This window comes from Acinetobacter lwoffii, from assembly GCF_022967985.1.
Classification (GTDB): Bacteria; Pseudomonadota; Gammaproteobacteria; order Pseudomonadales; family Moraxellaceae; genus Acinetobacter.
The window spans coordinates 12,320-31,137 of sequence record NZ_JALJVC010000001.1 but is presented as its reverse complement, the minus strand read 5'-3'; the positions used below and the strand labels follow the sequence as shown (position 1 = coordinate 31,137).

The 18,818-nt window shown below is 43.8% G+C and carries 16 protein-coding genes and 1 pseudogene; 11 read left to right on the top strand and 6 right to left on the bottom strand.

All coding sequences use genetic code 11. The annotated features are described in order from the left end of the window. Window positions 1-80 precede the first annotated feature (80 nt). The 3 genes and pseudogenes from MWG72_RS00165 (at window position 81) to MWG72_RS00155 (ending at window position 2,572) form a co-directional block, all read left to right on the top strand. Window positions 81-602, top strand: a complete 522-nt coding sequence (locus MWG72_RS00165; protein WP_005252739.1) for a GspH/FimT family protein — start codon at window positions 81-83, stop codon at window positions 600-602. A gap of 111 nt (window positions 603-713) precedes the next feature. Continuing rightward, complete coding sequence (locus tag MWG72_RS00160; protein WP_247142989.1) at window positions 714-1,889, top strand: thiolase family protein; 1,176 nt, start codon at window positions 714-716, stop codon at window positions 1,887-1,889. A gap of 233 nt (window positions 1,890-2,122) precedes the next feature. After that, a pseudogene (locus tag MWG72_RS00155) lies at window positions 2,123-2,572 on the top strand (VOC family protein). 65 nt (window positions 2,573-2,637) lie between these two features. Here the strand turns inward: MWG72_RS00155 and MWG72_RS00150 are convergent. The 3 genes from MWG72_RS00150 to MWG72_RS00140 all read right to left on the bottom strand — a co-directional run bounded on the left by MWG72_RS00150 (window position 2,638) and on the right by MWG72_RS00140 (window position 6,135). Further along, window positions 2,638-3,123, bottom strand: a complete 486-nt coding sequence (locus tag MWG72_RS00150) for a DUF934 domain-containing protein (protein WP_005106136.1) — start codon at window positions 3,121-3,123, stop codon at window positions 2,638-2,640. After that, on the bottom strand, window positions 3,116-4,759 hold the full coding sequence (locus MWG72_RS00145; RefSeq protein WP_222110713.1) for a nitrite/sulfite reductase: 1,644 nt from the start codon (window positions 4,757-4,759) through the stop codon (window positions 3,116-3,118). Before MWG72_RS00145 ends, MWG72_RS00150 begins: the two co-directional genes overlap by 8 nt. A gap of 254 nt (window positions 4,760-5,013) precedes the next feature. Further along, window positions 5,014-6,135, bottom strand: a complete 1,122-nt coding sequence (locus MWG72_RS00140; protein WP_247142988.1) for a CaiB/BaiF CoA transferase family protein — start codon at window positions 6,133-6,135, stop codon at window positions 5,014-5,016. A gap of 213 nt (window positions 6,136-6,348) precedes the next feature. Here MWG72_RS00140 and MWG72_RS00135 point away from each other — a divergent pair, with 213 nt between their 5' ends. The 4 genes from MWG72_RS00135 to MWG72_RS00120 all read left to right on the top strand — a co-directional run bounded on the left by MWG72_RS00135 (window position 6,349) and on the right by MWG72_RS00120 (window position 11,417). Continuing rightward, the gene (locus MWG72_RS00135) at window positions 6,349-7,359 is read left to right on the top strand and encodes an AraC family transcriptional regulator (protein ID WP_004645946.1); all 1,011 of its coding nucleotides are present in this window, start codon (window positions 6,349-6,351) and stop codon (window positions 7,357-7,359) included. 198 nt (window positions 7,360-7,557) lie between these two features. Then, entirely contained in the window at window positions 7,558-8,763 is a 1,206-nt protein-coding gene (locus tag MWG72_RS00130) for an acetyl-CoA C-acetyltransferase (protein ID WP_247142987.1), read from the top strand. An 11-nt stretch (window positions 8,764-8,774) separates the two neighbouring features. Then, window positions 8,775-10,910, top strand: coding sequence for a 3-hydroxyacyl-CoA dehydrogenase NAD-binding domain-containing protein (locus tag MWG72_RS00125; protein ID WP_247142986.1), 2,136 nt, complete (start codon window positions 8,775-8,777; stop codon window positions 10,908-10,910). A 162-nt stretch (window positions 10,911-11,072) separates the two neighbouring features. Then, window positions 11,073-11,417, top strand: a complete 345-nt coding sequence (locus MWG72_RS00120) for a hypothetical protein (protein ID WP_005266035.1) — start codon at window positions 11,073-11,075, stop codon at window positions 11,415-11,417. A 69-nt stretch (window positions 11,418-11,486) separates the two neighbouring features. Here MWG72_RS00120 and MWG72_RS00115 read toward each other — a convergent pair whose 3' ends face one another. Together MWG72_RS00115 and MWG72_RS00110 are read right to left on the bottom strand one after the other, a co-directional pair. Then, window positions 11,487-11,918: a GNAT family N-acetyltransferase gene (locus MWG72_RS00115; RefSeq protein WP_247142985.1), complete on the bottom strand. Its 432-nt coding sequence runs from the start codon at window positions 11,916-11,918 to the stop codon at window positions 11,487-11,489. Then, entirely contained in the window at window positions 11,912-13,135 is a 1,224-nt protein-coding gene (locus MWG72_RS00110; protein ID WP_247142984.1) for a class I SAM-dependent methyltransferase, read from the bottom strand. The genes MWG72_RS00115 and MWG72_RS00110 overlap by 7 nt, the downstream gene beginning before the upstream one ends. Before the next feature lie 102 nt (window positions 13,136-13,237). Here MWG72_RS00110 and trhA point away from each other — a divergent pair, with 102 nt between their 5' ends. The 3 genes from trhA (at window position 13,238) to MWG72_RS00095 (ending at window position 15,867) form a co-directional block, all read left to right on the top strand. Then, window positions 13,238-13,882 carry a PAQR family membrane homeostasis protein TrhA gene (gene trhA, locus MWG72_RS00105; RefSeq protein WP_247142983.1) on the top strand — a complete coding sequence of 215 codons (645 nt, stop codon included), beginning with the start codon at window positions 13,238-13,240 and terminating at the stop codon, window positions 13,880-13,882. A 142-nt stretch (window positions 13,883-14,024) separates the two neighbouring features. Then, window positions 14,025-15,332 (top strand): MFS transporter, encoded by a 1,308-nt coding sequence (locus MWG72_RS00100; protein ID WP_219308548.1) that lies wholly within the window; start codon window positions 14,025-14,027, stop codon window positions 15,330-15,332. Between the two features lie 133 nt (window positions 15,333-15,465). Continuing rightward, on the top strand, window positions 15,466-15,867 hold the full coding sequence (locus MWG72_RS00095) for a hypothetical protein (protein ID WP_004732173.1): 402 nt from the start codon (window positions 15,466-15,468) through the stop codon (window positions 15,865-15,867). Between the two features lie 24 nt (window positions 15,868-15,891). Here the strand turns inward: MWG72_RS00095 and MWG72_RS00090 are convergent, their stop codons facing one another. Beyond that, entirely contained in the window at window positions 15,892-16,902 is a 1,011-nt protein-coding gene (locus MWG72_RS00090; RefSeq protein ID WP_247142982.1) for a metallophosphoesterase, read from the bottom strand. A gap of 101 nt (window positions 16,903-17,003) precedes the next feature. On the opposite strand from MWG72_RS00090, the gene MWG72_RS00085 reads away from it, so the two are divergent. Further along, window positions 17,004-18,638, top strand: coding sequence for a phospholipase D family protein (locus MWG72_RS00085; RefSeq protein ID WP_005248000.1), 1,635 nt, complete (start codon window positions 17,004-17,006; stop codon window positions 18,636-18,638). Window positions 18,639-18,818 lie beyond the last annotated feature (180 nt).

Sequence of the window (18,818 nt, the reverse complement as noted above, 5' to 3'; positions counted from 1 at the left end):
TTACACGCTCAATAAAGCATAAAAAACGTATAATTAATAACATCTTTATCATAAAAATAATATATAAATCAGGTAACTCTATGTATAAAAAAATAACAAGAGCGTTCACTATTGTTGAGTTAATTATCTGTATTGCATTAATTGCAATTGTCGCCAGTATCGCCCTACCGTACTTCCATGAATATCGATCCAAACAGGAAGCCAAAAATATTCCGATCAAATTATCTCAAATTAATCGCTATGCACGCAGCCAGGCTGCAGTGTTTCATCAAAATATTGTGATTTGCCCGAGCCAAGATTCTCTCAGTTGCCAAGCCAATCAATGGAACAAGAACATGCTGGTTTTTATCGATAAAAATAAAAATAGGCAAGTGGATGTAGACGAACAAATTTTACATATTGATGTACTTAACCTCAAATACGGCAACCTGAGTTGGCGAGGAACTTTGAGTTTACCGAGTGTCACTTATCAAGCGCACACTGCCTTGCCGATTGGTTCAAATGGTAGTTTCTATTATTGTTCTACCCATCTTTCTAGCCAACAGCGTATTGTACTCAGCAAAATGGGCCATATCCGGATCGAAAGTCTCTCGTCTTGCTAACAGAACTATCCAGTTTATGCTTCGCTGCGATTAACGCTTCAATCCTGAGTTTTTTTCAATATACTGCTTAAGTTTGAAAAAATTGATTAAAACTCATACGGAGAGAGAACAATGACTGACATCCTAATTGTCAATGGTGCACGTACAGCCATGGGTGGCTTTCAGGGGAGTCTTGCCAGTGTAACTGCGCCAGAACTCGGTGCGGTCACCATTAAAGAAGCAATTGCCCGTGCGGGTCTGCAACCAGAAGATATTGAAGAAGTCATTATGGGTTGTGTCCTTCCGGCAGGTTTAAAGCAAGGCCCTGCACGTCAAGCCATGCGTCAAGCTGGTCTTCCAGATTCTACTGGCGCTGTAACCATTAATAAATTATGTGGTTCAGGCATGAAAGCCGTCATGCAAGCTGCAGATATGATTAAAGCCGGTTCTGCAAATATCGTGGTTGCAGGTGGCATGGAATCCATGACCAATGCTCCTTATGTATTGCCAAAAGCACGTGGCGGTTTCCGTATGGGTCACGGTGAAATCAAGGACCATATGTTTCTGGATGGCTTGGAAGATGCTGAAACAGGTCGCTTGATGGGTTCATTTGCCCAAGATATGGCAAATACCAAAGGTTATACCCGCGAGCAGATGGATGATTTTGCGATTCGCTCATTAAAGCGTGCGCAAACTGCGGTCAATGAAGGCTACTTTGCTGATGAAATCGTGCCTGTAACAGTTAAAACCCGTAAAGGTGATGTAGTCGTTGATAAAGACGAACAGCCGTTCAATGCCAACATCGATAAAATTCCAACTTTGCGTCCTGCTTTCGCTAAAGACGGTACGATTACGGCGGCCAATGCCAGCTCGATTTCAGATGGTGCCTCTGCCCTTGTGCTTACCTCGGGTGAAAACGCAGCAGCAAAAGGGTTGAATCCTTTGGCTAAAATTGTTGCCTATGCATCGAATTCGCAACATCCATCTGAGTTTACTATTGCTCCAGTCGGTGCAATCCAGAAAGTGCTAGATAAAACTGGATGGGCCGCTTCTGATGTCGACCTTTGGGAAATCAATGAAGCCTTTGCCATGGTGACCATGTGCCCAATGGATGAGTTCAAGCTAGATCCTGAAAAAGTCAACATCAATGGCGGTGCATGTGCTCTCGGCCATCCTGTGGGTTCAACCGGTTCACGTATTATCCTGACTTTGATTCATGCGCTGAAACGTACGGGTGGCAAGAAAGGCATCGCTGCACTCTGTATCGGTGGTGGTGAAGCGACTGCTGTAGCGATTGAATTACTTTAAAAGAAGTCTCCCTTTACTAAAGGTAAGCAGTATTACTGCGCAAGAGATAGATTGATGCATTGCTATAATTGAAAAATAATCCTCCCCTAACCCCTCCTTTATCAAAGGAGGGGGATTTTAAATCCCTTCACATGCAGGGATTTTTTATTCTTACATTTTTTTATATTTTTATTCTTAACATTTAGTTTAAGCCTGTTAAATTAGAACCATAAAAACAACAACAAAGGTGCGCTATGCAACTCAATCATTATCTTAATTTCCAGGGTGAAACCGAAGCAGCTTTTAATTTTTATAAATCTGTTTTTGGTGGTGAATTTTCAAATCTTACCCGTTATGGTGAAATGCCATCTGAATAAGGCAGTACACTTTCTGAAACCGATAAAAATCTTATTCTGCATGTATCATTACCAATTAATGCATTTATGGAGTTAATGGGATCTGATACCACTGAGCAATTTTGTGCGCAAAATAATGCTGCTCTCAATAAAGGGAATAATCACTATATTTCAATTAATTTGCATGCCCATGAACAACATAAAGCTAAACGCTTATTTGATGCTTTATCGGTGAATGGTCAAATTGAGATGCCGCTAGAAAGAACCTTTTGGGGCGCACTTTATGCCGCCTTTAGCGATCAGTTTGGAATCCACTGGATGATCAACTGTCAACTTGAAGAAAATTAAAGGTTTTTATCAAGACATAAAAAAGCCGGAATCAATCCGGCTTTTTGACAGTAACTTAATTTAAATTATGCACCTGTTTGATAATGTGCCTGTGCAACCGCAGTCGATGCCTGATACGGATTTCTGAAATCATTCAAACCAGCAGCAGCTTCCTGAATATCCTTACCTTCTTTAATCACAAAAGTATCGAAACCAGAACGCTTCATGTAATTCAGTACATCTTTGAATACATCTCCAGTAGCACGCAGTTCGCCCTGGAAACCCTGACGGCGAAGAAGTGCTGCAAATGAATAACCACGGCCATCATTAAAACCGGCAAACTCAATAAAGATTGCATCGAGCTGATCGAGCGGAAAATCATTGGTTTCAGGCGAAGCATCTACAGTTAAGTACAATGCTTTTTTGCCTGTCACATTGGTAATTTGATCTAACTGTTCAACAGTTAATACCACATCACCCTGAGGCAAAACACCATCTTCACCCATCAATTGATAGGTATTGTCTGCAATCGTGCCATCTTTAGAGAGCACTTGAAGTGCGGTATTAAGCATATGCACGCTCCTTAAATGGTTGAATGCCGACACGGCGATAAGTATCGATAAACTCTTCACCATCCTGACGCAGGTCAAGATAAGTATTCAGAATTTCTTCTACGATATCTGGTACGACTTCGGCTGCAAATGATGGACCAAGAATGTCGCCAATTGACGCATCATGATCCGCATTTCCACCAAGCGTAATCTGGTAGAATTCTGCGCCTTTCTTGTCTACACCTAAAATACCGATGTTACCCACGTGGTGATGACCACAAGCATTCATACAGCCTGAGATATTGAGGTCCAATTTACCTAAATTGTAAATCGTATCCAGATCATCAAAACGGCGGGAAATCGCTTCAGAAATCGGAATGGATTTCGCATTGGCCAATGAACAGAAGTCACCGCCCGGGCAGCAAATGATGTCGGTTAAGAAACCGATATGCGCACGTGCCAGGTTATTTTGGTCAAGGGTTTGCCATACAGCGAACAAATCTTTTTGTGGTACATCGACCAAGGAAATGTTTTGTTCATGCGTGGTACGCAGCTCACCGAAAGTGTACTGATCGGCAAGGTCTGCAATCAGGTTCATTTCTTCAGTGCTGACATCACCCGGTGCAATTCCGGCACGTTTCAGTGAAATCGTCACGATGCGATAACCTTTCACTTTATGTGCATTGGTATTAATGTTGAACCACTGTTTGAATTTTGGATATTGCGCGAACAATTCAGTGAAATCTTCATCTGCATAATCTTGATAATCGAATGGAGTAAAGTTCTCATCCATTTTCGCCAAGGTGTCTGTATCGATTTTCAGTGTTTTAATCGTATGCTCAAATTCAGCTTCAACTTTCTCGGCGAATACTGCTGGTGTTAAAGCTTTTACCAGAATCTTGATACGTGCTTTATATTTGTTGTCGCGACGGCCATGCAAGTTATACACACGAAGGACTGCTTCCAAATAAGCAATCAGGTCTTCACGCGGCAAGAACTCACGGATAAAGCTACCAATCACTGGCGTACGGCCGAGACCACCACCGACTTTGATTTTATAGCCCATTTCGCCTGCTTCATTACGCACAATATACACACCGATATCGTGGAATGCAGTTGCTGCACGGTCAGTTTCTTCAAGCGCAGAGACTGCAATCTTGAACTTACGTGGCAAGAAGGCAAATTCCGGATGGAAGGTTGACCATTGACGGATCAATTCACAAGTCGGACGTGGATCGGCAATTTCACCTGCAACCACACCGGCATACTGATCCGTCGTCGTATTACGGATACAGTTACCTGAAGTCTGAATCGCATGCATTTGCACAGTGGCCAGTTCAGCCAGCATATCCGGCACATTTTCCAGCGCAGGCCAGTTAAACTGGATGTTTTGACGGGTCGAAATATGCGCGTAGCCACGGTCATATTCTTTTGCCAAATCAGCCACTTTACGAAGTTGTTTTGAGTTCATCAAACCATATGGCACGGCAATACGTAACATTGGCGCATAACGTTGTACATAAAGGCCGTTTTGCAGACGAAGCGGACGGTATTCATCTTCCGTCAATTTACCCGCTAAATAACGTTCCGTTTGGTCACGGAACTGTGCAACACGTTCATTGATCAGTTGCTGATCGAAATCAGTATATAAATACATGGCGTACAGCTAGTAGTTTCTATTATATCGTCGGCAAGGATAACGAGATTAAAACTATCAATAAAATGCTTTTTATACATATTTCATAGCGGTTTTATTGATAAGCCTGACAAAGTTTCACGGATCTCGGTATTTACAGCACTGGATTAAATTTAAAGTAATAATGATGAAAATCTTCAATTATTATTACTTATTTTCATATAGGAAAAATTTCCTCTCATTTCATTAATAATCTAATTAACACGTTAAGAATATTACCAATTTTGACTCTCTCCCAATTGCTGTCCTACAAACTCATAGCGTATCGTGGAACGTGAAAATTTAATCGGACAAGCCAGTTGTGCTTCGGTTTGCTGACTATTGGATTTGAGTGGCACTTGTACGACCCATCCCCGCTGCTGGGCCAGATCGGAATGTAACGCTTCTTCAAGTTTGAGCACCGGTTCAACACAGACATCCAACGCGGCAAACAGCGTTTGCCATTCAGATAAAGACTTAGTCTTAATTTTATTCTGAATCGCCTGCTTCACCGCAGCATGATCTTCAGCGGCATAAGAGGCGCCTTTTTCCAGAAGAATCGGCAGCTCTAAAGCCTGTGCCAATCCCTGCATAAATTGTGGTTCCAGACTGCCAATCGATAGATAACGCCCATCCTGGGTTTCATAATAGTCGTAAAAAGTACCGCCATTCAGGTACCCTGATTCAGGCCGTTGATGCTGATTACCGGCCAGACTGGCAGAAGCCGCCAGATTATTCATCGTCACCACGCAATCGGTCATGGAAATATCAATATATTGCCCTTTTCCGCTTTGCTGACGTTCAATCACCGCGGCCAGAATCGCAATCACGGCATGCATGGAACCACCCGCAACATCAGCGACCTGAATCCCCAAGGCAGGTGGGCCATTTTCAATCCGGCCACTGTGTCCGGCAATTCCGGATAAAGCCAGATAATTAATGTCGTGCCCTGCCTTATCTTTATATGTGCCAGTTTGGCCGTAACCGGTAATGGAACAGTAAATCAATTTTGGATTAATTTCGCTTAAGGTTTGATAGTCTAGCCCAAGACGTTGCATTACACCGGGACGGAATTGCTCAATCACAATGTCATAATCTGTAATCTTGGATTTAACCAGTTCAATATTCGCAGGATCTTTCAAATCCAGTGCAACCGATTGCTTGTTTCGGTTCAAATAACTTTGTGAAGTGGCCTGTCCATTGGCAAAGGGTGGCATTAATCGCAACAGGTCCGGTCGGGTTGGTGATTCAATATGCACAACTTCTGCACCTAAATCAGCAAGATATAATGTGGCAAACGGGCCGGGTAAAAGTGTAGAAAAATCTAGGATTTTCAATCCTTTTAATACATATGACATTGGAGTATTTGCTCTACTTATATTGCTTTTTTCAGCATCTTAGGCACATAAATGCACAAAAACAATGTCATGTTCAGCCATTTACCTTGATAGTTTCGGCAATCTAATATGTAAGAAAATGGCAAAGGTATTCTTGTAAATTGCCATTGCTTTATTATTTTTCGTCATTTAGGTCAATTATTAGTGAACATTAAAGAGACTGAAGGATTAAACATGAGTCGTGATACGATCAGTATCCATTTCGTCAATGCAGCCCTATCTGGCGTTAAACGTCTGGGCATGGATGTCGATACTTTATTGTCTCACGTCGGGATTGAAGCAGAGCTGCTGCATCAGCCCAAAGCGCGTATTTCACCTGAACAATATACCCGCTTTATTAAAATGTTGTGGATGGTGACCCAGGACGAGCATGTTGGCTTTGACAAACAGCAACGCCGTCTGGGTACGTTTGCGATCATGTGCCAGCTCATTATTCATGCCAAAACTCTGGGTGATGCACTGGAACTGTCTTCCCAGTTCTACAAACTCTTTGGTGATGACTGGTCGGTGACTCTAGAACGTGACAAACACGAAGCTCGTCTGGTACCACTCATTCCAAACGCAATGGATCCGGATCATTTCATTACTGAAAGCATGCTGATGATCTGGCATGGCTTGGCGTCTTGGCTCATTGAACGTCGCCTGCCACTGGAACGCGTGCATTTTAGCTATCCTCGTCCAGACCATGCCGATGAATATGATGCTTTATTCTTTGCGCCGGTAATGCAGTTCGATATGCCACGTACCGAAATCACTTTTGCTGCAGACTATCTGGACCTACCAATTCGCCAAAATGAAGAAACCCTGGAAGAATTTTTGAAAGCAGCGCCTGCCCAACTGCTGGTGAAATTCAAAAATACCAACTCACTGACTTCACGGATTCGTGATGTGCTGAAGAGCCAGATTGGGGAAGAAATGCCGACATTAAACGATGTCGCGTCGATGTTATATCTATCACCACAAACCTTGCGCCGCCGTCTGGCAGCCGAAGGCAAAAGCTATCAAGGCGTAAAAGATGCCTTACGCCGTGATGCTGCAATTCACTTATTACTTAATCCGGATCTAACCCTTGAAGATGTTGCACAACAAGTCGGTTTCAGTGAAACTAGTACTTTCCACCGCGCCTTCAAGAAATGGACCGGTGTAACCCCGGGTCTGTATCGTCAATTGCATGGCTATCATTAATCAAATGATGTTGCGAAATAACATTTAAAAATTAAAATCAGTTCTCTCCGCCTAAGCATTAGCTTAGGCTTTTTTATAATTACAATTGGCTAAATCGCTCAATTGATCTGACCCGTTCTCGTCATTGCACTTCAAAAATTAAGGATTACACTTGAATCATTAGAATAATTTTCATTAAATCAATAAAAGGAACATGCTATGAGCGAGGCATATATTATTGACGCCATTCGTACGCCACGCGGAAAAGGCAAAAAAGATGGATCTTTACATCAAGTAAAACCCATTTCATTACTGACTGGTTTACTCAATGAACTGAAAGACCGTCACGGACTGGACACCTCAAAAGTCGATGATATTGTGCTGGGTTGTGTCACCCCGATTGGTGATCAGGGGGCCGATATTGCCAAGACCGCTGCCATTGCTGCGGGTTGGGACAATGATGTCGCTGGCGTGCAAATCAACCGTTTCTGCGCTTCCGGACTCGAAGCTGTCAATCTGGCCGCACAAAAAGTCCGTTCTGGCTGGGAAGATCTGGTCGTTGCAGGCGGCGTCGAATCCATGTCCCGCGTGCCGATGGGTTCAGACGGTGGTCCTTGGGCACTGGACCCTGAAACCAATATGGCCTGTGACTTTATTCCGCAAGGCATCGGCGCGGACTTGATTGCCACGATTGACGGTTATACGCGTTCTGATGTAGATCAGTTTGCCGAACAATCACAAAAGAAAGCAGCGGCTGCTCAAGCCAATGGTTATTTCAACGCTTCTGTTATCTCGGTAAAAGACAGAGCCGGTGTAGTGATTCTGGACAAAGATGAATTCATCAAACCGACAACGACCGCAGAAGGCCTGAGCAAACTCAATCCAAGTTTCGCCACTATGGGGCAAATGGGCTTTGATGCAATTGCCCTGCAAAAATATCCTGAAGTCGGTGCTGTTAATCATGTGCATCATGCCGGGAATTCTTCAGGCATTGTCGATGGTGCAGCGGTGGTTTTGATCGCATCGGAACAAGCAGTAAAAGAACAAGGTCTGAAGCCACGTGCCAAAGTGCTGGCCACTGCACTGGTCGGTGCAGATCAAACCATTATGCTGACTGGCCCTGCCCCGGCTGCTCGTAAGGCCTTGGCTAAAGCGGGTTTAACCATTGATGATATTGACCTGTTTGAAGTTAATGAAGCCTTTGCTGCAGTGGTGATGCGCTTTATCAATGAGATGAAGGTTGATTCTGCTAAGGTGAATGTCAACGGCGGTGCAATTGCCATGGGACATCCACTCGGTGCGACTGGAGCCATGATTTTAGGCACTTTGCTGGATGAGCTGGAACGCCAGGGGAAAAAACGTGGATTAGCCACACTTTGCGTGGGTGGTGGTATGGGCATCGCAACCATTATTGAACTGGTATAAGGAGAAAAATAATGAGCGCAATTCAATATCAAAAAAATGAAGATAATATTGTTATTTTAACGTTTGATTCTCCAAACCAGTCTGCAAATACCATGAATGCCGACTTTCGCACGGCACTGGATGAAGTCGTTGCCCAGTTACAAGCAGATGAAGATATTGCCGGGATTATTTTCCGTTCAGCGAAAAAAACTTTCTTTGCTGGCGGCGATCTGGATGAACTGATTCAAGCCACTCCTGAACATGCAACTGAATTCTTCAATATGATTGAAGAGATGAAAGCCAAACTACGCTATATCGAAACTCGCGGTATTCCTGTCGTTGCTGCACTGAATGGTACAGCGCTTGGCGGGGGCTGGGAAATTGCCTTGTGTGCCCATCATCGTATTGCCCTGAATGACCCTAAAAGCAAATTTGGCCTACCTGAAGTCACACTGGGTTTATTACCAGGTGGCGGTGGTATCGTCCGTAGCGTCCGCCTGCTCGGTCTGCAAAATGCCCTTCCTTTATTAATGGAAGGCAAACAGTTTGGAGTCGATAAAGCCAGATCTTTAGGGTTGATTCATGAGATCGCAGACAGTACAGATGAATTGCTAGAAAAGGCCATTGCCTGGATCAAAGCCAATCCAAAATCTCAGCAGCCATTCGATGTAAAAGGCTATAAAATTCCGGGTGGTAGCCCTTCGACACCAGCAGTTGCACAGATGCTGGCAATTGCTCCGGCGATGCTGCGCGATAAAACCAAAGGCTGCTACCCTGCACCTGAAGCGATCATGTCGGCTGCGGTAGAAGGTGCACAGGTCGATGTCGATACTGCCCTGACCATTGAATCGCGTTACTTTACTTATTTGGCGACCGGTCAAATTTCTAAAAATATGATTGGCACCTTCTGGCATGGTCTGAATGCAATCAAGTCCGGCGCCAGTCGCCCTCAAGGTCTTGAAAGGTGGAAAGCCACTAAAGTCGGTATTCTAGGTGCGGGTATGATGGGTGCTGGGATCGCCTATGCCACTGCCAGCAAAGGCATTCCTGTAGTATTAAAAGATATTTCAATCGAAGCAGCTGAAAAAGGCAAAGCCTATAGCCAGAAACTGCTGGATAAAAAATTCGCTCAAGGGCGTTTATCAGCCGAGAAACGAGATCAGGTTTTAAGCCTGATTCAAACAACTGCATCTAATGCAGATCTAGCCGGTTGCGACCTGATCATTGAAGCCGTATTTGAGAATCCCACGCTCAAGGCTCAAGTTACACAAGAGGCAGAACAATATCTTGCCAGCAACGGCGTAATGGCTTCGAATACCTCGACCCTGCCGATCACAGAATTAGCCCAGGCTTCAAAAAATGATCAGAACTTTATCGGCCTGCATTTCTTCAGTCCGGTCGATAAAATGCAGCTAGTGGAAATTATCAAAGGTAAAAATACCTCGCCAGAAACGCTGGCCAAAGCTTTCGATTTCGTGCAGCAAATTGGCAAATTACCGGTTGTGGTGAATGACAGCCGTGGTTTCTTTACCAGCCGCGTGTTTGGTACCTTTGTGCAGGAAGGTTTACGCCTGCTGGCAGAAGGTGTACATCCGGCGCGAATTGAAATGGCTGCACTCAAAGCCGGTATGCCGGTGGGCCCATTGGCAATTCAGGATGAAGTATCCTTGACCTTGTCTGAACATGTAGCCAATGAAAGATACAAAGCTTTAGAAGCACAAGGTCAGACCATCACTAAATCACCTGCGGATGACGTGATTCACAGCATGATTCACGAATTTAACCGTAAAGGTAAGGCTGCAGGCGCAGGTTTTTATGATTATCCGGCCGATGCAAAAAAGCAGCTCTGGTCTGGTCTCAGCCACTGGAAAAAAGACAACGATATTTCTGAACAGGAAATGATTGACCGCTTCCTGTTTGTACAGGCACTGGATACCGTACGTTGTCTGGAAGAAGGTGTCCTTGAATCTGTCGTCGATGCCAATGTGGGTTCTATTTTTGGTATTGGCTTTGCCGCCTGGACGGGCGGTGCTGTACAATTCCTGAATCAGTATGGACTGGCCAAAGCCGTGACCCGTGCCAAAGTACTTGAAAATAAATATGGTGAACGCTTCAAAGCTCCACAACTCCTCAAAGATCGCGCAGCACACGCTCAGCCGATTCAATAATTTGAGCACTTAAATAAAAAAGAGGAACGTATTTCCTCTTTTTTATGATCCAGATTGAGCTTAAGCGCTGGATACAACTGGCTAATGACAGATTCTGATCTGCTTTTTGATCAATTTATGTTATAAAGTTACATAAGTTTGGTATCCACGTGGGTAAAACCTATGACTGATCACAGTTCACCTGAAAAATCTCCTTGGGGTTGGAAAGCACTTATCATCTTCTGTATTTTAGGTGGATTATTCATGCTTATTTTTTGGCTCGCGATAAGTAATGAACCAGATTACATGCCAAGCCAGCAAAATAAACAAACTACCCAGCAACACGCTTTTAAAAATGCACCGACGATGTCTCCAGAAGCCATTGCCAAAGCGCAAGCAGATCGTGAAGCACGTGAAGCTGCCAATGGTCATCCAGGTACGACAGCCGCTGAACACAATATGTCAGCTGAAGAACATGCCAATATGGATAATGCCGAGCACAGCTCAAATGCAGCGCATGGCCACTAATTCAAATTCAGGCTATGCATCAAAAAGCGAGGTCAATGCCTCGCTTTTTTGTATTTGAAGGGCTGAAAATTAAAGTTTTAAATACATATCAATATGCGGAATACCACAATCCAGATATTCCTCACCTTGAACTTCGAATCCCAGCGCTTGATAGAAGCCAATGGCGTGCACTTGCGAAGACAGCTTGACCAACCCACGCTGCTCGGCACGCGCATAGTCAATTACAGCCTGCATCAAGCGCTGACCAACACCTAAACCACGTGCTGTGGTTAGGACTGCAACCCGACCGACACTGTGATTTGACAATAATCGTGCTGTAGCAATCGCCTGATCCTGCTGAAAAACAATGAAATGTACAGCAACCGCATCCTCAGCATCCCATTCATCTTCAGCTGCAATATGCTGTTCTTGAATAAACACGGCTTCACGAATCGCTTTGGCATGCGCTGCCAAATCCTTCCAGCTGCCGGACACTATTTTCAGTTCTGGACTATTTAGCATTTAGAACCAATTCCCTGCTGATCCCACTGATCATTGAGCAATAATTCCAGTGAATGTTTCTGGATTCCATACATCTCTTTTAAGGCCTGAATTTGTGCCAGAACCACTTGATCAGGTTGTTGATAGTCTTTGCGTTTTGTCGCCAGAATCATTTTATTTTTACTGGTATGTTCCAGCGCCACAAATTCAAATACCTTGGTTTCATAGCCATAAGCTTTGAGCAGTAAAGCACGTATGGTATCAGTCAGCATTTCGGCCTGCTGTCCCGCATGAATACCAAACTGTAACATCGGACTCAGGACTTTTGGCGCCTGCAACTGCGGACGCAATTCCTTATGACAACACGGTGCACACATGATCATCTGCGCATTCAGACGAATGCCACTATGAATCGCAAAATCTGTTGCTACATCACAGGCATGCAAGGCAATCATTACATCTAGACGTTCCGGTGCATAGGTACGCACATCCCCTTGGAAAAAGTCCAACTGATCAAAACCGGATTGTTGCGCGACATTCTGGCAGAACTCGACCATTTTTGGATTAAGCTCTACCCCGGTAACATACGGCGTTTGACCATGTTTTTGCATATAGTCATATAAAGCACAGGTCAGATAGCCTTTACCCGAACCAAAATCCACCACGCGCAGGCCTTCAGCCTGTGGCTTAATCTGTGCCAAGGCACCTGAGAAAATTTCCACAAACTTGTTAATCTGCTTCCATTTACGCGCCATACTCGGAATGATTTGCGCTTTTTGATCGGTAATACCGAGATGCTGGAGAAAGATACTGTCCTGATCGACAAAACGTTGTTTAATCCGGTCATGACCTTGTTCAGCAGGCTTCACCTGATTCATCGCGGCTTTATGTTTGCTACGCGTTAACATGGCTTTTTTCTTGTTTTTTTTCAGCTGTAATTCTTCATCTACTGTCATCAGATTGGCCTGTTTGCAACACGCCAGTAGTGAAGTAACCTGGAATAATGCTTCATCTAAAGGATAATTTTTGGTGACATCCTGGGTCTTGTAACGATACAGGCAGCTCAATACGCGCTGTTCATTTAATGGAATGACTCGCAAGGTCATTTTCTCTAAATCCTGCAGTTCACCTTTATACTGGCTTAAGATCAGGCGATCAAATTGATCCCTTTCAACAGCTTGCTGAAAGGTGTCCAAGAATTGCTGTTCCTGATCTGAGAGAGTTGTCAACGTTGACATAGATAAAACCTGAAATGAATTGCGCATCAAGTTTAAATCTTCTTAACCTAAAAGCAAAATTGAATTACTATACAAGTGTATATTTGAAGAAGAATGACAATCATGCAGAATGCTCCACTGGTTCCAGATTATGATCAAAATGAGGAACGAATTAACTATATTAGTCATGGTGTAGGTACCGGACTGTCCATTGTTGCTGGTATTCTTTTGATTATTAAAGGGTCTTACCTGAGTACTGGACAATGGATTGGACTGTGGGTTTATGCGCTGAGCATGATTCTGTTATTTTCTGCTTCTATGCTCTATCACATGGCCACTGCGGCAGACCGCCGTTATTTTTATAAAAAAGTCGATCATACTGCGATATATTATTTAATCGCCGGAACCTATACCCCTTTCCTGTCAATTGCCATTCCGACCGCCAAAGCCCAGTATTTATTGATTGCGCTGTGGGTGATTGCCCTTCTTGGCACACTTTTCAAGTTAGTTTTCATTCATCGTTTCCAGAAAATTTCTTTGGCGGCTTATCTGGCCATGGGCTGGCTGGCGCTGCTGGTGATTGATGACATGCAGCAATATTTAAGTGCTCAATCTTTAACCTTTCTCATCATTGGTGGACTCGCTTATACCGTGGGTGCATTGTTTTACGCTTTAAAAAGAGTAAGATATACCCACGCTATCTGGCACATATTTGTATTGATAGGCGCAGGATCACATTTTCTGTCTATCTATCTTTACGTGATTTAATCATCTCCTTTTTCATTTCAGTGACCCTGAGCGAGTTGAAGCGAGAAGATTGCAGTTGTTTTTTTAAAAAATTACGCCTTTTTTAAAAAGATTACGCTTTTAAAACTAAGTTTTTTTATTTTTAGTAAGTGTAAGGTTTTCCATGGCGTCGTCTAATTCTGCTGCTCAGCCAGCACAAAATTCAAAATTTCGCGTTTTAACAGCAAGCTTGGTAGGCACCACAATCGAATTCTTCGATTTTTATATTTATGCCACCGCTGCTGTCATTATTTTTCCGTATCTGTTCTTCCCTGCCAGTACAGACCCGATGACCGCAACCATTCAGTCTCTTGCGACTTTTGCCATTGCATTTATTGCCCGTCCGATTGGTGCAGCATTATTTGGTCATTTAGGTGACCGGATCGGACGAAAAGCCACCTTGGTTGCAGCTTTGCTAACTATGGGGATTTCAACCGTTGCGATTGGCCTGTTACCAACTTATGCGCAAATCGGAATTGCTGCGCCATTGTTACTTGCACTGTGCCGTTTAGGTCAGGGCTTGGGTCTAGGTGGTGAATGGTCAGGTGCTGTACTTCTTGCAACTGAAAATGCCCCGGAAGGCAAACGTGCCTGGTATGGCATGTTCCCGCAACTGGGTGCCCCGATTGGCTTTATTCTGGCAACAGGTTCTTTCCTGACCCTTGGCGCTTTCATGTCTGAAGCTGACTTTATGGCGTGGGGCTGGCGTATTCCGTTTATCTCAAGTGCCTTGTTGGTGATTGTCGGTTTATGGATTCGTCTAAAATTGCATGAAACTCCTGCTTTCCAGAAAGTGCTGGATAAACAAAAAGAAGTGAACGTTCCTTTTGTTCAGGTGTTTAAAAAGCATTCTCGTATGCTGGTTCTGGGTACGATTGCTGCAATCTGTACATTCGTTGTGTTCTATCTTACTACGGTATTTGCATTGCAATGGGGAACCAAACAACTCGGTTATTCTCGTGAAGAATTCCTGCAATTGCAGTTAGTTGCAACCCTGTGTTTTGCTGCATTTATCCCGCTTTCAGCAGTATTGGCAGAGAAATTTGGCCGTAAGACTACTTCGATTGCGGTATGTGTCATTTCTGCGATCTTCGGTATCTTCTTTGCAGATATGCTTGAATCTGGCAGCACCTTGGTGGTGTTCCTGTTCTTGTGTATTGGTCTGGCGATTATGGGCTTAACTTATGGGCCAATCGGTACTGTATTGTCTGAAATCTTCCCGACTTCAGTACGTTACACGGGTTCTGCATTGACCTTTAACTTGGCAGGCATTTTCGGCGCATCATTTGCACCGTTAATCGCAACCAAGCTGGCAACAGCCTATGGTTTGTCTGCAGTCGGTTATTACCTGACCGCAGCATCTATCCTATCGCTTGTCGCGTTTTTGCTGATTCGTGAAACCAAGAATGATGATGTAAATAATCAGATCTAAGATTTTAGATTGATTCAAAAGCCAGCACTTGATGCTGGCTTTTTTTATCATTTCACAACAAAACTCGGCTACTTATCTCGTTAAATTTGCTCAACAATCCAATGAACTCAATTTAAAAAAATGAGGCAAGGCCATGCAGGATCTTATTGAATACCTCTCGCAGGAGCAGTTGGTCAATATCATTATTTTGCTGGAAGATGATAAAAAATTAGAAGCTGTTCGCTATATCACCGAGAATACACCCTTGGACGAAGCTCAGGCGCTGCAAGTGATTGATGAAATTGTGCGGGAACATGATGTGGTCATGAAGCATGAAAGTACCGGTCCACGCTTTAGTGATGATGCCGGTGATATCGACCTGGTGACACCGCCACTGGAAATCCCCACCCATCCTAGTTTGAGCACATCCACAGAAGCTGAAATCACTGCGCAACAATTACGTGAAAATGTGCCAACCCGAAAAATTGAAAAGAAAATCTGGATGATGGCGGCCGTCGCAGTGGTCTTGCTGATTCTGGTCTGGATCATCAGTTAACGCGGTACAGAATGCCGGCTGAATTTAAATCAGTTCAATAATATCAATGGTAGGCGGCACCCGGAAACGGAAAGGTACACCGACCAAACCGGTACCGACAGTCACGAACACATCTGCATGTTCATGACGGTACATGCCCTTTTTATGTCCCAAAATTGAAACCTTTTTCATGACGTAATCGGTCAGCCAAGGCAGCTCCACCTGTCCGCCATGGGTATGCCCGGACAGCATTAAAGGACGTGTCGGCAGTTTCGGAATCATATCGACCGTATCCGGGTTATGCGAAAGAATGACCCAAGGCTTGTCCTGAGGCAAGTCTTGCAAACTGCGCATGTCGGCTTTTCCAGCCCAGAGATCACCCACGCCCAAAAGTCGGAATTCATCAAATTCGACAATTTGACCTTCAATATCCATGACCTGATTGACTTGTAGTGCATAGTGCAACAGTTCCCGAATCGGCGGTCCGGGATATTGTTCGTCATGATTGCCATTGACTGAATAGACCGGAGCGTGAATCTCTTTTAAAACTGCCAATTCCTGTGCCAGTTTATTTTCTGGCTCGTAAGTCCAGTCGCCAGCAACCACCACCAAATCAGGTTGAATATGATTTAATTTGTGTACAATTTGTCGCAACTGACGCTCATGACCCGAAAACAGACCGATATGCAAATCTGCAATCAGGGCGATTTTCACCGGCTGCTTTAAACGTTTATCTGCATTGATCTGATATTGTGTCGTTTTCACTTGAATTAAATGCGGCTCGATAAAGCGTGCATAAGTCAAAACCCCACTGAGCAAAAATACAAAAATGGCTTCATGCAGAGAATAATACCCCGTCCATCCAGCATAAATACTGAAGAAAACCAAAGGGATTAATAAATAGGCAAGATAAAACGCCAGCAAATGACCAAAAGCTTTAAAGGGATGAATGGTTTCGGTACGTGATTGGCTCGACCATGCCTGAGCCACAGCCCAGATGGCTAAAATCGCCATTCCCAGATAAAAATAAAACAGTACGGAATTCGAATCCCACATAAATTGGCCTTATTCAGTCGAGCAGCAGATTACTGGCTTTATATTTATCTTTTCATAGCTGGCAATTATACTCAATTCTAATTTTTCATTCTTCGACTTATATGGCCACTGCTCCCCGCGATCAAGTTCACCTTCAATCCTCAAGTTTTATACGCACTCATCGCTATAAAGCCGGCATTTTACTGAGCTGTAGCCTGGTTCTGGGTCTACCTGCATGTAGCACCTTACCCAAGCAAACCGAACAGCCAAGCCAGATGGCATTTGAAACGGATACCTCGCAAACCAGCCTGGCACAAATTGTTGAACCTTTACGTGATCAGAACATCGGGTTGACTGGTTATCGCGTGCTGTATGATCCGCTTGAAGCACTGGCTGCTCGGATTCAGCTGATTAATAAAGCGGAACGCAGTCTGGATCTGCAATATTACATCTGGGATAACGACCGAATCGGTGCCCTCGCTCTGCATGCGATTATTCAGGCAGCAGATCGTGGCGTAAAAGTGCGCCTGTTGATGGATGACAATAATGCCAAGAAAATGGAAGGGATTTATCTGGCCTTAAACCAGCATCAAAATATCGATGTCAAACTGTATAACCCCTATCGCTTCCGTAAATACCGTGCCATGGACATAGTGCTGGATTTAAAGCGCATTAACCGCCGCATGCATAATAAAAGCTTTATTGCCGATAACCAGATTGCCTTGATTGGCGGGCGCAATATGAGTAACCAGTATTATAATGTCAGTGAAAGCTATCAGTTCTCTGATGTCGATGTGATGCTGGTCGGTGCGGCATCGGATGAAATCATTCATTCCTTCGATGAATACTGGAATGATGATTATGCCTATCCGGTGCAAGAGGTTGTGAATCCACGGCATCATGCTTTACGTTTTCCAAGCTTAAAACAACAGCTAGAAACCCATAGTCAGGAGCCAGCGACTCAAAATTATCTGGATCTGGCTAATCGTTCCAGAGCCTTTGACCAATGGCTGGAACAAAACATTCAGCTGGATTGGGTTGAAGCCGAAGTAGTCAAAGATCCACCGAGCAAAATCAAGGCCAAAGCCAAAACCGAAGAACATCTCAATTTCCAGTTATTACAGCGTCTGGAAAAACCTGAACAAAGTGTCGATATTGTCTCTGCCTATTTTGTTCCGGAAAAAATTGGTGCAGACCGTTTAAAGAAACTGGCGAATGAGAATATCAAGGTTCGCGTCCTGACCAACTCTTTTAAGGCCAACGACGTTGCCGTGGTGCATGCCTTTTATGCCAAATATCGTCAGGATCTATTGGAAAATGGGGTGCAGCTGTATGAGTTCTTGGCAGCGCCAGAAGCTAATCACCTAAATGCCAATACTGAGGAAATTTCGAAAAAAGCTAAAGTCAGCCTGAAAGGACTGAGCCGTTCCAGCCTGCATGCCAAACTGATGGCACTGGATCAAAAACAGGTGTTTATTGGTTCTTTTAACTTTGATCCGCGTTCAGCCTATTTGAATACTGAAATTGGCGTGTTGCTGAACAGTCCGTCTTTGGCACGTGCAGTACACGACACCATGGACAAAAATTTAAGCAAATATGCGTATAAACTGGTGCTGGATGCGAATCAGAACATTAACTGGAAAATCAAGAAAGCCAATGGTGACGTTCAAACGTTTACCAAAGAACCAAAAATGAAATGGTATCAGAAAGCTGGACTTAAACTGGTGTCGTGGCTGCCTATTGAAGGCTTTATGTAAGTTTGATTCTTTGAACAGCAATCCTAAAAAGTTTCTTATGGAATAATGGCGTCAATTAACGAGTTTAGAAAAAACTCCTTAATTATTTTCAGTGAACAACAGCATCTTTTCATTTTAAATTAAACGATTATAGTCTATATGCTACTTTTGTTTCGGCAAAAGTAGCCAAAACCATTTGTC

What these genes read in the sequence shown, in the direction of transcription:
- MWG72_RS00165 (WP_005252739.1), top strand. Translation starts at nt 81, where the DNA reads ATGTATAAAAAAATAACAAGAGCGTTCACTATTGTTGAGTTAATTATC.
- MWG72_RS00160 (WP_247142989.1), top strand. Translation starts at nt 714, where the DNA reads ATGACTGACATCCTAATTGTCAATGGTGCACGTACAGCCATGGGTGGC.
- MWG72_RS00120 (WP_005266035.1), top strand. Translation starts at nt 11,073, where the DNA reads ATGACTGATCACAGTTCACCTGAAAAATCTCCTTGGGGTTGGAAAGCA.
- MWG72_RS00115 (WP_247142985.1), bottom strand. Translation starts at nt 11,918, where the DNA reads ATGCTAAATAGTCCAGAACTGAAAATAGTGTCCGGCAGCTGGAAGGAT.
- MWG72_RS00100 (WP_219308548.1), top strand. Translation starts at nt 14,025, where the DNA reads ATGGCGTCGTCTAATTCTGCTGCTCAGCCAGCACAAAATTCAAAATTT.
- MWG72_RS00125 (WP_247142986.1), top strand. Translation starts at nt 8,775, where the DNA reads ATGAGCGCAATTCAATATCAAAAAAATGAAGATAATATTGTTATTTTA.
- MWG72_RS00140 (WP_247142988.1), bottom strand. Translation starts at nt 6,135, where the DNA reads ATGTCATATGTATTAAAAGGATTGAAAATCCTAGATTTTTCTACACTT.
- MWG72_RS00130 (WP_247142987.1), top strand. Translation starts at nt 7,558, where the DNA reads ATGAGCGAGGCATATATTATTGACGCCATTCGTACGCCACGCGGAAAA.
- trhA (WP_247142983.1), top strand. Translation starts at nt 13,238, where the DNA reads ATGCAGAATGCTCCACTGGTTCCAGATTATGATCAAAATGAGGAACGA.
- MWG72_RS00090 (WP_247142982.1), bottom strand. Translation starts at nt 16,902, where the DNA reads ATGTGGGATTCGAATTCCGTACTGTTTTATTTTTATCTGGGAATGGCG.
- MWG72_RS00135 (WP_004645946.1), top strand. Translation starts at nt 6,349, where the DNA reads ATGAGTCGTGATACGATCAGTATCCATTTCGTCAATGCAGCCCTATCT.
- MWG72_RS00110 (WP_247142984.1), bottom strand. Translation starts at nt 13,135, where the DNA reads ATGTCAACGTTGACAACTCTCTCAGATCAGGAACAGCAATTCTTGGAC.
- MWG72_RS00085 (WP_005248000.1), top strand. Translation starts at nt 17,004, where the DNA reads ATGGCCACTGCTCCCCGCGATCAAGTTCACCTTCAATCCTCAAGTTTT.
- MWG72_RS00095 (WP_004732173.1), top strand. Translation starts at nt 15,466, where the DNA reads ATGCAGGATCTTATTGAATACCTCTCGCAGGAGCAGTTGGTCAATATC.
- MWG72_RS00145 (WP_222110713.1), bottom strand. Translation starts at nt 4,759, where the DNA reads ATGTATTTATATACTGATTTCGATCAGCAACTGATCAATGAACGTGTT.
- MWG72_RS00150 (WP_005106136.1), bottom strand. Translation starts at nt 3,123, where the DNA reads ATGCTTAATACCGCACTTCAAGTGCTCTCTAAAGATGGCACGATTGCA.